This is a genomic window from Thermogymnomonas acidicola (assembly GCF_014646795.1).
Taxonomy (GTDB): Archaea; Thermoplasmatota; Thermoplasmata; order Thermoplasmatales; family Thermoplasmataceae; genus Thermogymnomonas; species Thermogymnomonas acidicola.
Genome location: NZ_BMNY01000001.1, coordinates 247419 through 260940, shown reverse-complemented (window position 1 = coordinate 260940; position 13522 = coordinate 247419). Strand labels below are relative to the sequence as shown.

The 13522-nt window shown below is 57.4% G+C and carries 13 protein-coding genes; 7 read left to right on the top strand and 6 right to left on the bottom strand.

Annotated features, from left to right (window positions below):
• Positions 1–4: 4 nt before the first annotated feature.
• Complete coding sequence (locus tag IEW66_RS01350; RefSeq protein WP_229657416.1) at positions 5–937, bottom strand: radical SAM protein; 933 nt, start codon at positions 935–937, stop codon at positions 5–7.
• Positions 938–964: 27 nt separating this feature from the next.
• Entirely contained in the window at positions 965–1525 is a 561-nt protein-coding gene (locus IEW66_RS01345) for a GNAT family N-acetyltransferase (protein ID WP_188679665.1), read from the bottom strand.
• 134 nt (positions 1526–1659) lie between these two features.
• On the opposite strand from IEW66_RS01345, the gene IEW66_RS01340 reads away from it, so the two are divergent.
• The 3 genes from IEW66_RS01340 to lysS all read left to right on the top strand — a co-directional run bounded on the left by IEW66_RS01340 (position 1660) and on the right by lysS (position 4549).
• On the top strand, positions 1660–2133 hold the full coding sequence (locus IEW66_RS01340; protein ID WP_188679663.1) for an HIT family protein: 474 nt from the start codon (positions 1660–1662) through the stop codon (positions 2131–2133).
• A gap of 289 nt (positions 2134–2422) precedes the next feature.
• Positions 2423–3025: an orotate phosphoribosyltransferase-like protein gene (locus IEW66_RS01335; protein WP_229657415.1), complete on the top strand. Its 603-nt coding sequence runs from the start codon at positions 2423–2425 to the stop codon at positions 3023–3025.
• Positions 3026–3034: 9 nt separating this feature from the next.
• The gene (lysS, locus tag IEW66_RS01330) at positions 3035–4549 is read left to right on the top strand and encodes a lysine--tRNA ligase (RefSeq protein ID WP_188679659.1); all 1515 of its coding nucleotides are present in this window, start codon (positions 3035–3037) and stop codon (positions 4547–4549) included.
• Here the strand turns inward: lysS and metG are convergent.
• Positions 4542–6647, bottom strand: a complete 2106-nt coding sequence (gene metG / locus IEW66_RS01325; protein WP_188679657.1) for a methionine--tRNA ligase — start codon at positions 6645–6647, stop codon at positions 4542–4544. The genes lysS and metG overlap by 8 nt on opposite strands.
• 94 nt (positions 6648–6741) lie before the next feature.
• On the opposite strand from metG, the gene IEW66_RS01320 reads away from it, so the two are divergent.
• Positions 6742–7605, top strand: coding sequence for an Mrp/NBP35 family ATP-binding protein (locus IEW66_RS01320; RefSeq protein WP_188679655.1), 864 nt, complete (start codon positions 6742–6744; stop codon positions 7603–7605).
• Here IEW66_RS01320 and IEW66_RS01315 read toward each other — a convergent pair.
• Positions 7578–8189 carry a helix-turn-helix domain-containing protein gene (locus tag IEW66_RS01315; RefSeq protein WP_188679653.1) on the bottom strand — a complete coding sequence of 204 codons (612 nt, stop codon included), beginning with the start codon at positions 8187–8189 and terminating at the stop codon, positions 7578–7580. The two genes, IEW66_RS01320 and IEW66_RS01315, sit on opposite strands and share 28 nt — an antisense overlap.
• A gap of 111 nt (positions 8190–8300) precedes the next feature.
• On the opposite strand from IEW66_RS01315, the gene IEW66_RS01310 reads away from it, so the two are divergent.
• Together IEW66_RS01310 and IEW66_RS01305 are read left to right on the top strand one after the other, a co-directional pair.
• A complete protein-coding gene (locus IEW66_RS01310; protein WP_188679651.1) occupies positions 8301–9269 on the top strand; it encodes a hypothetical protein in 969 nt (322 codons plus the stop codon).
• Positions 9270–9303: 34 nt separating this feature from the next.
• The gene (locus tag IEW66_RS01305) at positions 9304–10845 is read left to right on the top strand and encodes a helicase-related protein (RefSeq protein ID WP_229657414.1); all 1542 of its coding nucleotides are present in this window, start codon (positions 9304–9306) and stop codon (positions 10843–10845) included.
• Here the strand turns inward: IEW66_RS01305 and IEW66_RS01300 are convergent.
• Positions 10838–11794 (bottom strand): replication factor C small subunit, encoded by a 957-nt coding sequence (locus IEW66_RS01300; RefSeq protein ID WP_188679648.1) that lies wholly within the window; start codon positions 11792–11794, stop codon positions 10838–10840. The two genes, IEW66_RS01305 and IEW66_RS01300, sit on opposite strands and share 8 nt — an antisense overlap.
• A 92-nt stretch (positions 11795–11886) precedes the next feature.
• Here IEW66_RS01300 and purN point away from each other — a divergent pair, with 92 nt between their 5' ends.
• Positions 11887–12495, top strand: coding sequence for a phosphoribosylglycinamide formyltransferase (purN, locus tag IEW66_RS01295; RefSeq protein WP_188679647.1), 609 nt, complete (start codon positions 11887–11889; stop codon positions 12493–12495).
• Here the strand turns inward: purN and IEW66_RS01290 are convergent.
• Positions 12482–13495 carry a CPBP family glutamic-type intramembrane protease gene (locus IEW66_RS01290; RefSeq protein WP_188679646.1) on the bottom strand — a complete coding sequence of 338 codons (1014 nt, stop codon included), beginning with the start codon at positions 13493–13495 and terminating at the stop codon, positions 12482–12484. The genes purN and IEW66_RS01290 overlap by 14 nt on opposite strands.
• Positions 13496–13522: the final 27 nt, after the last annotated feature.

The window sequence follows — 13522 nt, the reverse complement described above, 5'->3', positions numbered from 1 at the left end:
GCCTTTACGAGGTTGCCGCAGCAACGAGCTGCGCAGGTATCTCACGCATCTTCACGTGGTTGTACCACCATATCCTCGAGACGAGCTTTGCGTCCTCCCAGAACCTGCCCATGGAGGGCTCCCTGAAGCACTGGGTGAAGCACTCGTTGCAGTTGTTCTCGTAAGTCTCCCACTTTGGCTTCTTGTTCTGCACCACCTCAACGTGCGTGAAGCACGGGTGCACCCTGCCCATGTAGTCTGTGTACATGACAACCTCGCCGGCCCTGCACCTGGTCACGGGCTTTCCGTCTATGTAGTCCACAGCCTCCTTGTAGTAGCTCCTCGTGTTGCCGAACACGTGCCTGTCATAGTTCTCGTAGGCGTAGAGGAACGCCTGCCTGATCATGTCGTTGGTGACCTGGAAGTCCTGGAAGTAGTATGCACTCTGATCGGGGAAGCACATGGAGAGCGGGGCGCCCAGCTCGTTGTTTGCAAACTCTGCCATTTCGCCAACCTTGAAGTAGTTGAAGTTGGTGACAAGCATGTTGACGGTGAGTATCTTTACCTTCTTCCTCGCCTCCTTGATCGTCTTCACCACCGTATCGAATATCTTGAGCCCTCTGTAGGCGTTGTGTTCCTCCGGCACGTTGCTGTCAAGTGATATCGTTATACCGTCGAGGTAAGGGTAGAGCTTGCGCAGGACGTAGGGGTTCGTGCCGTTTGTGGCTATGTGCGTCAGGAAACCGTTCTCCTTCAGCTTCCTTGCTATGGTCTCGACCGACCTGTTTAGGGTTGGCTCACCGCCAGTGAGGGAAACGATCTTGATGCCGTTGGCCTTCATCTCTGAAATGTGCTTGTCTATGAGTTCCTCAGGGAAGAATATCCTGCCCTGCCAGGCGTTGCAGCTCTTGCACCTGAGGTTGCAGAAGTAGTCGATGTTCCAGATCATCGTCTTCATAACAAGCCATGCAGTAAAAACTGACATTTATTGTTTTTGTTGCCCTTCAACGCCGCCATTGAGTACCTCGGGCATGGTCCAGTACGTCATTAGGATATCGTCCACATATTCGCCGTCTATTATGAACTGTTTCCTCCTGACGCCCTCCCTCTCGAAGCCTATCTTCTCGTAGAGGCTAATGGCGTTCGTGTTCGATGAGAACACCTCGAGGTTGAGCTTGAGTATGCCCTGCTTCCTGCACCACTCTATGGCCTCAGTGATCATCCTGGTGCCGAGGCCCCTGTGCCTGTAGCCGGCCTTTATCGCTATGCCCATGGTCCCCACGTGCCTGTTCTTCCTGTACATGCCCCTCTGCACCGTGAGGACACCAACAATCTCCTTCCTGTGCTCGCACACAAGGGTCAGGTCATCCGGATTCCTTATCCTCTCCTGCTCACCCCTCTCTGTTAGCAGGTAATACTCGCTGACCAGGTACTTCCTCTCATCCATAACGCTCTGCATGCAGCTTATTATCCCCCTCGCATCGGAAGGGTTGGCCTGCCTCACTATTATCTCGTCCTCGTTCTGTGCCTTGCTCTTCCAGAACATCCGGCCACGTATTATTTCATGCATATTAGATATACTTTTGCACCCCTCGTCGGTGAAATAAAATTTAAACGCTGTGTTACAATCTTGACTGGTGGGCCTTCGTGTCCGCCGATCACGGTCAAGAGAGTGGTTGGATGAGCAGCTTCTCCGTGTTCCAGAGGAGTGACTGCGTCTTCTGCAGGATATCAAAGGGAGAGCAGGAGGCAGCGGTGATCCTGAAGGAGGATGGCGTCGTTGCGTTCATGGACCATGCTCCCGTGGAGCCAGGGCATCTCCTGGTGGTCCCGGAGGGCCACTTCGAGAACATATTCGATATAGACATGCTCGCTTTCCTCAAGGTGCAGAGCGTGGCCAAGAAGCTTGCCAGGTCCGCCATGGTGGCCATGGGTGCCGACGCCGTGAACATAGGGCAGAACAACGGCCCATGTGCCAACCAGGTCGTGATGCATTACCACCTGCACGTGATCCCCAGGTGGTGTGACAGGCAGCTGCAGTGGGGGAGGAGGAGGGTCATGCTGGAGGAGCTCAGGGAGACGGCGGATAAGATAAGGGAACAGCTCCACAGGGACTGGGGTGACCACGTGGTGGAGGACATAGTGCTGGAATAGGGCAGGCCACACTGTCAGTGCGCCCCAGAGTTCCACGGACCGGCTAGCGCTTCCCTATGGAAATGTTTTTATTTTCAAGAAAATAACAACCGCTGAGCCAGGGCTTAAAGGCTGGGGTGAGGCCCCATGGGCCTGGATCACCTGGAGTGGGTGCCGGTCTGCCGCACCGGACCTGCAGGATGGCGTGGCCCGAGGTCTCCGGGATAACGGAGGTAATGGACATCACAGGGAATGGGAACGCTTCCGGGCCTTCATAGTCCGGGGCTCTGGACGGTCAGCAGGGTGGTGTATGATGAAGAGTCTTGAGGAGCTCTACAAGAGGGCGCTGGAGCTTAAGAACAAGGGCATGTCCGATAAGGAGATATCTACGGAACTCCACCTCTCCGTGAACACGGTCACGTGGTTACTGAGCAAGGAATTCCTGAAGGAGAAGGTCGTACAGGACGTCAAGATCGGGTGGAGGAGCCTCGGGGTCTATGGGGGTAGGATCGCCCACGTGGCAGAGATAATGGCGGACATAATAGAGGAGGAATCAAGGCTGTCCCAGTTCGAGGTCGACTCTATCCTGGGCATAACCATAAACGGCATACCCTTCGCCACCATGGTATCCTACATCATGGACAGGGAGCTCATAGTCTACAGGCCGCACCCGGCAAGGAAGGAGGGCCTGTTCAGCAGCAACTACGCAGGCGTCAGGGGCAAGAACATAGTGGTCATTGACGACGTTGCGAGCACCGGCGAGACACTCCGGAGGACTTTCAAGGACGTGAGGGACGAGGGCGGCAAGGTCGTGCTGGCAGTCCTTCTGGCCTCGAAGCTGCCTGTGGACGAGATAGATGGCGTGAAGATCCGATCCATACTGAGGACACGCCTGGTGGGCCCGGAAGGATAGGTCGTAGGCATGCACTGGTCGGACGCTCTGGTCAAGGACCTCACGGGAGACCACAGGGTCTCCACGGGTATATCGCCATCTGGCCCCATACACGTCGGGAACATGAGGGAGATCCTCACCGGCGACATGATACACAGGGCGCTGCTGAAGAAGGGCCTGAGGAGCGACTTCATATACCTGTGCGATGACATGGACCCCTTACGGAAGGTCTATCCCTTCCTTCCCCAGGGCTACCAGGAGCACGTTGGAAAGCCGCTTTTCAAGATACCGTCACCTGACGGCAACGGTACTTATTCTGAGCACTTCCTGGCACCGTTCATCCACGTGATGGAAGTCCTCGAGGTCGGCGCACGCGTCATAAGGACCTCAGGCCTGTACGGCAGCGGGGTCTTCGAGGACGCCATAGACCGGGTCATCAACGCCAGGGAGAAGGTAAGGGCAATACTGGAGGAGGTCTCCGGGAGGGAGATCGAGGGGGACTGGTACCCTTACTCTCCCATATGCTCTGCCTGCGGCAAGATAAACACAACGAGGGTAACCGGCTACCAGAGGCCCTATGTCTATTACACATGCACATGCGGCCACAGCGGGAGGGCCGATATAAGGAGGGCCGAGGGCAAGATGCCCTGGAGGGTAGAGTGGCCGGCAAAGTGGTACGCCCTGGGCGTGACCATAGAGCCCTTCGGGAAGGACCACGGGGCAGCGGGCGGCTCCTACGACACTGGCAAGCGCATAGCGGAGGAGGTATTCGGCATAAGGGCACCCGTCCCACTCATGTACGAGAGGATCCTGCTCAAGGGCAAGGGGGCCATGCACTCATCCACGGGCCTGGCCATCGCAGCATCGGAGATGATCGAGTTCGCACCGCCCCAGATACTCAGGTTCCTTATAGCCAAGACCAACCCGGCCAGGCACATAGACTTCGACCCGGGCATGGGCCTCCTCTCCCTCATAGATGAGTTCGAGAAGTACGAGAACGCCTACTACGGCCTGGACACGCTGAAGGACGAGGACTTCAGGACAATCTACGAGCTTTCGTACATCAGGAATCTCCCACACGGGCCAGACGGCATAAGGTTCAGGCACCTGGTGACGCTTGTCCAGATCTACCAGGACAGGGATAGCCTCATGGCGGCGCTGAGGCGCAGTGGTTACAGGGAGGGCAGTGGAGACGGCGGCCTGGAGTTCGAGATATCAGTGGTGAAGAACTGGCTTTCAAAATACGCCCCCGAGCAGGTGAAGTTCACGCTCCTGCCCAGGGGGGAGAAGGTGGTCGTGGACGGCGATGAGAAGGCTGTGCTGGAGGCTTTCCTTAGGGCCATACCGGATATAAGGTGGGACGCGGAGGAGATACACAACAGGGTCCACGGGATAGCCAAGGGCCTGGGGATAGCCCCTTCAAAGGCATTCGCCTCGTTCTACAGGATACTCATAGGAAAGGATACTGGCCCCAGGCTGGGCTACTTCCTCTCCAACCTGAGCAGGGAGTTCGTGGAGGAGAGGATAAGGGCCTGCATCACCTGACTCTTGCCTCTCCACCTATGTCTCCATCGAAGACAACAGGCACATCTCCGGCCATGAGCCTCTTTTCCCTGCCGTCCACGGTGGCAACCACGTATTTCTTCCCGCCGTTCTGCAGGGCCCTTAGGTTGAACCTGGACAGTTCCTCCACATCTATTGACCCGGACCCGTTATAGTTCAGGTCTCCCAGGGACACTGGCGTGCCTGGCTCCACATCGGAATCCACTGTCAGGAAGTGCACGCCGTGGCCATCGTCTGCAGCGAGCATCATGCCCTCAGATACCTCGCCCCTTATCTTGCTCTTCTTCAGGTTCCTGACAACTATGATCTTCCTGCCCCTGAGCTGCTCGGGCCTGTAGTGGTTCCTCAGGCCCGCAACTATCTGCCTGGCCTCGCCGCCCAGGTCAAGGGATAACAGGTAGAGCCTGTCCGCGGAAGGGTGATCCCTCACATCCACGACCCTTGCCACCCTCAGGTCCAGGGAGTTCGGGTTCATGGATGACAGGTCGATCTTCCTGAACGGTATCTCGCCACCGGCTGGCCTGAAGACCGTTGCTTCGCTCACGTCCAGCGAGATCTCCCGGTCCGGGTTTATGATGCCCCAGACCTTCCTGGCGGCATCAGGCACCACAGGGTAGAGCATCGCCGTCAGGGCCTGCAGGGCGTAGAGGCAGGTGTGCAGCACCATCCTCCCCCTTTCCCTGTCCTCCTTCAGTAGCCTCCAGGGCTGGCTCTCGTTCACATAGCCGTTGATGAACTTCGAGAGTGAGAGGAAACTGTTCACCGCCCTCCTGACCTGGATGTGCTCCAGTGCGTCCCTGTAATCTGCAAGGCCCCTCTGCACCTCTTCCTTCACCCTCCCGTCCAGGCCGTCCTGAGGCCCCAGGCTTTCGATGGAGTTGTTCCTGCAGAGGGAGACGACACGGTGCACCAGGTTGCCGTACTTGTCTATGAGCTCGCTGTTGACCTTCTCCACCAGGTCTTCAGGGACGAAGTCACTATCTGCGCTCTCAGGCAGCGTCATTGCCATGTAGAACCTCAGGTAGTCCCTGGGCACCGCGCTCAGGGCCTCGTGCACCGTGAAGCCTATGCCCCTGCTCTTGGAAAACTGCTGGCCCCTGAACCTCAGGTACTCGTTGGCAGGCACATCGTATGGCAGGTTTATGCCGCCCTTTGCCATCAGCATCGCGGGCCAGATTATTGTGTGGAACGGTATGTTGTCCTTGCCGATGAAATAGTACACCCTGGCCTCCGGGTCCATGTAGTACTCCTTCCACAGGTCAGGCTTGCCCCTCCTCTCCGACAGTATCCTCGCGGCGGAGATGTAGCCTATCAGGGCCTCGAACCACACATAGACCTTCTTGTCCTCGAAGCCCCTGAGCCTCACGGGGACGCCCCAGTTTATGTCCCTGGTTATCGGCCTCTCCCTGAGGCCGGATCCTATGAAGTTCCTGGTAAAGGCGAGAACGTTTGGCTTCCAGAAGCCCTTCGAGTCTAGCCACTCCATGAGCCTGTCTGCGAACAGGTCCAGGCGGAAGAAGAGGTGCCTGCTCTCCCTGAACTCCGGCGCTGTGCCGCATATGCTACACCTGGGCTCCAGGAGGTCCTTCGGGTCCAGTGTCCTGCCGCACTCATCGCACTGGTCCCCCCTGGCGTCCTTGAAGCCGCAGTACGGGCACGTGCCGTGGACGTACCTGTCTGGCAGGAACCTCTGGTCCACAGGGCAATACGCTGAGACCATAGTGCCCTCTGAGAGGTAGCCCTTCCTCTGGAACTCGTCGAGGAACTCTGCCACTGTGGCATGGTGCTCCGGGTAGGTCGTTCTGGAGAATATGTCGAACTCTATGCCCAGGGCCCTGAATGTCTCCTCGTGGTCCTGGTGGTAGAAGTCAGCCACCTCCTGGGGGCTCTTCTTGAGCTTGTCCGCCGTTATCGTTATCGGGGTGCCGTACTCGTCGCTCCCGCTTATGAAGAGGACATCGTCCCCGACCATCCTGTGGTAGCGCACGAATATGTCGGCGCCCAGGTAAGCTCCAGCTATGTGGCCCAGGTGCAGTGGGCCGTTTGCGTATGGGAGGGCACAGTTGACAAGGATCTTCAAGAGACACACCCTGGTGGTGGATGCGTAATCTGGACATAAGGGTGATGCACAATGCACTCAAGAAGGTAAAATAGTGCCAACAGATACTCTTCCGATGCCAAAGGGGACAATTAAGATCAACAACCCGCCACCGCAGCCAATTATAGGGCCGCCGCCGAAGTCGCAGAAGTATAAGGGCGTGAAGCACACGATAATGGTTATGAGCGGCAAGGGCGGGGTGGGCAAGTCCACTGTGTCCGTGAACCTTGCGGTCACGCTGGCCAACCAGTCCCTGAAAACCGGGCTGATCGATGCTGACATAAACGGCCCTGACGACCCGAAGATGCTTGGCGCTGACAACGAGAAGCTCTACGCTCAGGGTGACAAGATACTGCCCGTGAAGACAAGGTACGGTGTTGACCTGGTTTCAATGGGCTTCATCCTGCCGACCGAGGACACTGCTGTCATATGGAGGGGTGCACTGAGGCACAAGGCCATACAGCAGTTCCTTGAGGACGTGATGTGGGGGGAGAGGGACTACGTGATCATCGACATGCCCCCCGGCACAGGGGACGAGGCCCTCAGCGTATCACAGCTGATCGATGCTGACGGGGTCGTCATAGTGGTGACACCCCAGGACATAGCGCTCCTGGACGCGAAAAAGGCCATAAACTTCGCAAACCAGCTCAAGGTGCCTGTCCTTGGCATAGTCGAGAACATGAGCGGCTTCATATGCCCTCACTGCGGGCAGACTGTGGATATATTCAAGAGGGGAGGAGGGGAGAAGGCAGCTGAGGCCTACGGCGTCCCGTTCCTCGGCCGCATACCACTGGTCGCTGAACTGGTCGAGAAGTCAGACCAGGGGATACCGGCTGTTGTCTACTCTGAGGAGATGAGGAAAATATTCGACGAGATAGCGAGGAAGGTCAGGGAGCAGGTGGAGAAGAAGCCTCATTCCGGCACGGATTCCTCAATGTAGTTCCTGACAAGTTTCTTCATTATCCTCCTCATCTCCTCGGACAGTGTTGGTGTGGATATGTTCATCTGCCTGGCCAGCTCAGTCATCGATACCCTCCTGTCAGGCTCGAAGTACCCCTGCCTGTAGGCCTCCAGGAGTATCTCCTTCTCCCTCTCCGTGAGGTCCATTGGCTTCTGTACCTCCACAACCCTGGGCTCAAGGCCATTATCCGCAAGGATCTTTATGACGTTCTTCATGTGTGAGTTCGAGCGGAAGAGGAACCTGAACACTATATGGTGCTGCCCCACGCTCTTGCTCGCAGTGACCGCGGCGTCTATCCCGGACACTGCCCTGCAGGCGGAGCAGCTGGGGGCATCCACCATGAGCAGGTCTTTGCCGCTGCTCCACACGTTGGCACCCTTTATCTTGCAGGCCTCCTCCTTCACCTCATCCATGTGGCCGCGGCAGCTGACAATGTGAAGAGACCTTTCCGAGCCTATCCTGAGCCTCTTCACGGATATGCCAGGGGACACAGAATACACTGCGTTCGTGACCTTGCAGTCGCTCCTCTTGACCTCTATGAGGGCCTCAACAAACCTTGTCATTCCCGGCACCGCTGGTTTCCGACAGTTTATATGCTCTGGATAACCTAAACCTTTCCCTACAGCTCACATGTTAGCTGATCCGTATATCTGCACCGAGGCGATGGTTGGAATATGATGTCACCGATGGACACCTATTATGTCTCTACGCTCTCACTGGTGGCAATCACAGTCGTTTACCTGTTCTTCCTCATCTCCAGGCCCATCCTAAGGGATTCAGGGGCAATCAGGGGTATCCGCACCGTCTTAGGCTCGCTGTGGCTGCTGGACGGTGCTCTCCAGCTCCAGCCCTTCCTTTCCTTCTTCTTCACAGAGACCGTGAGCGTGCCATCGTGGCCACCCTTCCTGAGCCACATAGATTCAGGGGCACTCGCCATCTGGAACACTGACCCGATAGTGTTCAACACACTTGCAGGCGGCATACAGGTCATGCTGGGCCTCACCCTCCTCCTCCGCTCAGAGGGTGGGCTCTTCAGGGCAGCTGCTGTGGGCAGCATAGCATGGTCAGTGGTGGTCTGGGTGTTCGGGGAAACGATGCCCATATTCCAGGGCTCATCCATTCTCTCTGGCTCGCCGGGTGCAGCACTGTTATATGGCCTGATGTCTGTGCCGCTGGTCACGCGCGTTAGCCCCGGGAAGTTCATCAGGTACTCAATGGTGTCCATATTCGCCATCTCCCTGCTGTGGCAGGCACTACCCGTGGACGGCTTCTGGAGCTGGAAAGGCCTGGCTGAGAACAACTACATGCTCTACACAGCCTACCAGCCGCACGCGCTCACCTCCCTCATGGCGTTCATGACTTCGCTCGAAGTGGCAGAGCCGGTGGTGGTGAACTCCATAGTGGTGGCATCACTGGCCGCTGCAGCTGTCCTCTGGGCCCTGAGGCCGAACACTGCAGTTTACTTCACCATTCCCCTAATGATAGCGTTCTGGGTGCTCTTCCAGGACTTTGGGGGCATGTTCACGGGCTTCGGCACCGACCCGAACATAGCTCTCCCGCTGGCACTCTTCGCAGCGGTATCCGTCATGGGGGGCAGGGCGCCTGTATTCGGGAACAGGCAGCAGGCATCCAACGCCGCTTGACCCCTCACTTTTTAAATGTGCAGAGCATTTTCCCATGTTGATACCTTCGCTTCTGCAGGGCAAGATAGAGGTCAGGGAGTACCAGGTGAACGTGTTCAGGGAAGCGCTGAGGCAGAACACTCTCATCGTCCTCCCCACAGGTCTCGGCAAGACCGTCATAGCGGCCATGGTGGCTGCCAGGGTCCTGGAGGAGGGTGGCCGAGTCCTCTTCATGGCACCGACGAGGCCACTTGTCCAGCAGCATTACAGGTCCCTCTCGCAGCTGCTGGGCCTTTCAGAGAGGGAGTGCTCCTACTTCACAGGTGAGGTGGACACGGGTGACAGGAGGGAGAGGTGGGTGCTCAGCCGCCTGATAGTATCCACACCCCAGGTCGTCGCCAACGACATCCGCTCCGGGGACGCTGACATCTCCAGGTTCTCCCTCCTCGTCTTCGACGAGGCCCACAGGGCCGTCGGCAACTATGCCTATGTTTCAATAGCCTCAAGCTTCCTCGAAGCCAGAAGAAGGCTTGTCCTCGCAATGACCGCCAGTCCCGGGGGCGACAGGGAGAAGGTAGAGGAGGTGAAGAGGAACCTCGGCATAGAGAGGGTTATAATCAAGGGAGAGAGTGACCCGGACGTTGCACCGTATGTCAAGGAGATCGAAGTGGAGACCATCACCGTGGCCCTGCCCTCAAGGGCAAGGCAGATCCTCTACGACATGCGGTCCATTTACAACGACCTCATATCGAAGTACAGGGACAACCCGGAACTCTCGAAGACCGCCATAAACAGGAAGGCCCTGGCCGTGAAGATCCAGGAACTTGTGGAGAAGGCGAGGTCTGGCAACAGGGCACTCTTCAAGGTCATCCCGTACCTGACGGCCACCATCAGGCTTGACTATGCCATAGAGTACATGGAGAGCCAGGGCCCCGAGATCGCATACGAGTACCTGCAGTCCCTGGAAGGGAGCGAGGACCCCTCTGTGCAGAGGACCGTGAAGATCCTGCACTCGCTGCCCGGCTACACTGATCTCTTGTTGAACCTCGGGAGGGTGTGCCGGGAGGGTGTGGAGAACCCGAAGATGGAGGTGGCCCTGAGGCTGTGCGAGCAGAAGATAGCGGAAAACCCCGCTTCCAGGATAATAGTGTTCACCCACTTCAGGAAGACCTCGGAGACGCTCACCAGGTACCTGAACGAGCACTCCGCAGCCATAAGGGCCGTGAGGTTCGTGGGGCAGTCGAGCAGGGGTAGCGACGAGGGCATGAGCCAGAGGGAACAGGAAGAGATCATACAGAGGTTCAGGGATGGCGATTTCAATGTCCTGGTGGCCACAAGCGTGGCGGAGGAAGGGCTCGATATACCCTCAACGGACATGGTCATATTCTACGAGCCAGTGCCAAGCGAGATAAGGTCCATACAGAGACGGGGCAGGACAGGGAGGACAAGGACGGGGCAGGTGAAGATCCTCCTGTACGAGGGTAGCAGGGACAGGGGCTACTACTTCTCCAGCCTGAGAAAGGAGAGGAGGATGCAGAGGAACATGGAGGGGAGCGTGGGGGTGAAGAGGGACCCGAAACTGGACGACTTCAGCTGAGCCTTCCACCTATGTAGGATAGCCTGGCTATGAGGGCGTCCAGCTGTATGTTGTCGCTCCCCCCCTCCACGATGCGGAACTCCGCCTCACCCAGGGCCATTATGACCTCCGCCTTCTTCCTGGGCTCGATCTGGGAGGAACGAACGGCTGAATGGAGGCCCCTGATTATGTCGATCCCGGACATTCCCTGCTGTATTAGCATCCTGTCCAGCTCGTTCCTTGCGTCCTCGAACAGGCCCTCAAGTGATATCCTGAGGAGCTTCTCGTACTCCTTCCTGCTCGTCTTCCCCACCATCTCGAATATCCTAGACGGGCTCGTGTTGCCGGAGGAGGCCACAGCCTGGAATATGTTCAGGGCCTTCCTCATGTCACCCTCAGAGGCCTCGTATATGGCTTCAGCAGAATCGTCGGAAAGGTCCACCTTCTCCTGCTCCGCTATGTACTTGAGGCGCTTCACCACGTCTTCCTTTGATAGGGGCCTGAACCTTAGCACGACTGTCCTCGACTGTATTGGCGGTATGATCTGCGAGGAGTAGTTGCACGAAAAGATGAACCTCGTCGTCTCTGAATACATCTCCATTGTCCTCCTCAGCGCAGCCTGTGCCTCTGAAGTCAGCTGATCCGCCTCGTCCATGAATATTATCTTGAAGCCCAGGCTGTTCGATGGCCTTATCCTGGCGAAGTCCTTAACCTGCTCCCTTATGACATCTATGCCCCTTTCGTTTGAGGCGTTCAGCTCCAGGAAGCTCATCTTCCAGTCCTCCCCGAAGAGCTCCGCCGCAAGTGCGAGCGCCGCTGAGGTCTTCCCTGTGCCTGCTGGGCCTGCGAATATGAGGTGCGGGATCTCCCTGGCCCTGACAAAGGCCTTCAGCTTCTCAACGATCTCGGCCTGCCCGCTTATCTCGTCAAGCGACTTCGGCCTGTACTTCTCGATCCAGATGTCTATCATCGGCGCTCCGGAAAGCATACACTCTTGGCTTAAATTGTTTTTCAGGCAGGCCGCCCGGAGAGAATAAATGTACCGGAAGGGATACCCGAGAGATGGAACAGAAAAGGATCGCTGTGCTCGCATCAGGCTCCGGCACAAACCTGCAGGCAATAATCGACGCAACGTCCTCGGGGAGGATAAATGGGAGGGTGGTGTGCGTAATCAGCGACAGGAGGGGCGCCTACGCACTGGAGAGGGCGAGGCGCAGTGGCATAGAGGCAATTTACGTGAAGCACGGTGATGGCTTCGAGAATGCCGTGGACAGGGCTCTGGAGTCACACTCTCCTGACATAGTCGTGCTGGCAGGCTTCATGAGGATACTGCCCGGGTGGCTTGTATCGAAGTACGTGATGGTCAACATACACCCTTCCCTCCTGCCCTGCTTCGGCGGCCCCGGGTTCTACGGGCGCAGGGTGCACAGGGCAGTGATAGACAGCGGGGCCATGTTCTCCGGTTGCACGGTGCACCTGGTCACGCCTGATGTTGACAGGGGGCCCATAATATTGCAGAAGGTGGTCGAGGTCTCTCCCGACGACACTGAGGAGACGCTGGAGGAAAAGATACACCCCCTGGAGCATGAGGCCATAGTGGAGGCCCTGGCGTCCATGTGCTCCATGGGCTACGTTATAAGGGGCAACAGGGTCATATTCAGGTCTGGTTGACCTGCTGCTCCTCCGCCACGGGCCTCTGCGGCCTCCTGAAGTAGCTCGATAGGTAGAGTATCACGGCCACTATGCCCACCACTCCCACTATGAGTATGAAGACCAGGGCTATGCTGGAGGCGGCCAGGAGTGAGGAATTGAGCACGTATACTGTGAAGAAGCCGTTGAAGAACCAGTGCATCGGTATGTCAACGTAGATGCCGAACTTCAGGAAGCCCACAGCTATGGCTATGCCCGCTATGAACACGGGCAGGAACTTGCCCCAGCTCCATGCACCGAAGAATATGTGCGCGTAGGCCCAGACAGCGGCTGTGAACACTATCATTGCGTAGTCGGCAGTACCGAACCTGATCCCGTACTTCCTCCGCACCGTGCCGGGTGACACGAAGCTCAGGACAACGTCCCTGGCGCTGCCCCTTCCGGAAGCGGCCCTCAGGACGAGGACGAGGGTGAGGATGCCCAGGGGTATGATCCTGAACCCTATCTCCTCTGCAAACGGCGCGTATATCAGCGAGAGGAAGCCGAGCAGAGGGTGCTGTGTGAGCTCGTTGCTGATGCTCGATCCGCCTATGCTCACTCCTGACGAGATCTCCGCCAGGGATACCACGTACACTATGAGGTAAAGGGAGCTGCTCACAAGGGTGAAGTACCCCACAGGCGTATCCAGGACGCTACTGGCCTGCCTGCGTGACATATATACCATAGCTGCGAAGAGGCACGAATATACCACGAACACCGCGATGGAGACTGCCAGTGCACTGGAGGTTGGCAGGTAAAACGCCAGCAGGAGCACGAAGATGTAAGGCGATATGGCCGTGGACAGGTGCGGAAACCATGTGGGGCTGAAGACAAGGGCAATAGAAGCGATGAAGAACGAGAGTGAGATGGCAAGCACTATGTACGCGAGGACGTTCAGGGCACCGATCCTGCCCTGTGGCCTTCCAGGCCCCACGTCCTGCTGGGCCAGCCCGTGGGCCTCAGGGCCAGATGCTCCCTCCATATGTTTAAGATGTCTTCGCAGCTATTA

What these genes read in the sequence shown, in the direction of transcription:
- IEW66_RS01305 (WP_229657414.1), top strand. Translation starts at nt 9,304, where the DNA reads ATGTTGATACCTTCGCTTCTGCAGGGCAAGATAGAGGTCAGGGAGTAC.
- IEW66_RS01315 (WP_188679653.1), bottom strand. Translation starts at nt 8,189, where the DNA reads ATGACAAGGTTTGTTGAGGCCCTCATAGAGGTCAAGAGGAGCGACTGC.
- IEW66_RS01345 (WP_188679665.1), bottom strand. Translation starts at nt 1,525, where the DNA reads ATGTTCTGGAAGAGCAAGGCACAGAACGAGGACGAGATAATAGTGAGG.
- IEW66_RS01340 (WP_188679663.1), top strand. Translation starts at nt 1,660, where the DNA reads ATGAGCAGCTTCTCCGTGTTCCAGAGGAGTGACTGCGTCTTCTGCAGG.
- IEW66_RS01310 (WP_188679651.1), top strand. Translation starts at nt 8,301, where the DNA reads ATGATGTCACCGATGGACACCTATTATGTCTCTACGCTCTCACTGGTG.
- IEW66_RS01335 (WP_229657415.1), top strand. Translation starts at nt 2,423, where the DNA reads ATGATGAAGAGTCTTGAGGAGCTCTACAAGAGGGCGCTGGAGCTTAAG.
- IEW66_RS01290 (WP_188679646.1), bottom strand. Translation starts at nt 13,495, where the DNA reads ATGGAGGGAGCATCTGGCCCTGAGGCCCACGGGCTGGCCCAGCAGGAC.
- IEW66_RS01300 (WP_188679648.1), bottom strand. Translation starts at nt 11,794, where the DNA reads ATGATAGACATCTGGATCGAGAAGTACAGGCCGAAGTCGCTTGACGAG.
- IEW66_RS01320 (WP_188679655.1), top strand. Translation starts at nt 6,742, where the DNA reads ATGCCAAAGGGGACAATTAAGATCAACAACCCGCCACCGCAGCCAATT.
- IEW66_RS01350 (WP_229657416.1), bottom strand. Translation starts at nt 937, where the DNA reads ATGAAGACGATGATCTGGAACATCGACTACTTCTGCAACCTCAGGTGC.
- lysS (WP_188679659.1), top strand. Translation starts at nt 3,035, where the DNA reads ATGCACTGGTCGGACGCTCTGGTCAAGGACCTCACGGGAGACCACAGG.
- purN (WP_188679647.1), top strand. Translation starts at nt 11,887, where the DNA reads ATGGAACAGAAAAGGATCGCTGTGCTCGCATCAGGCTCCGGCACAAAC.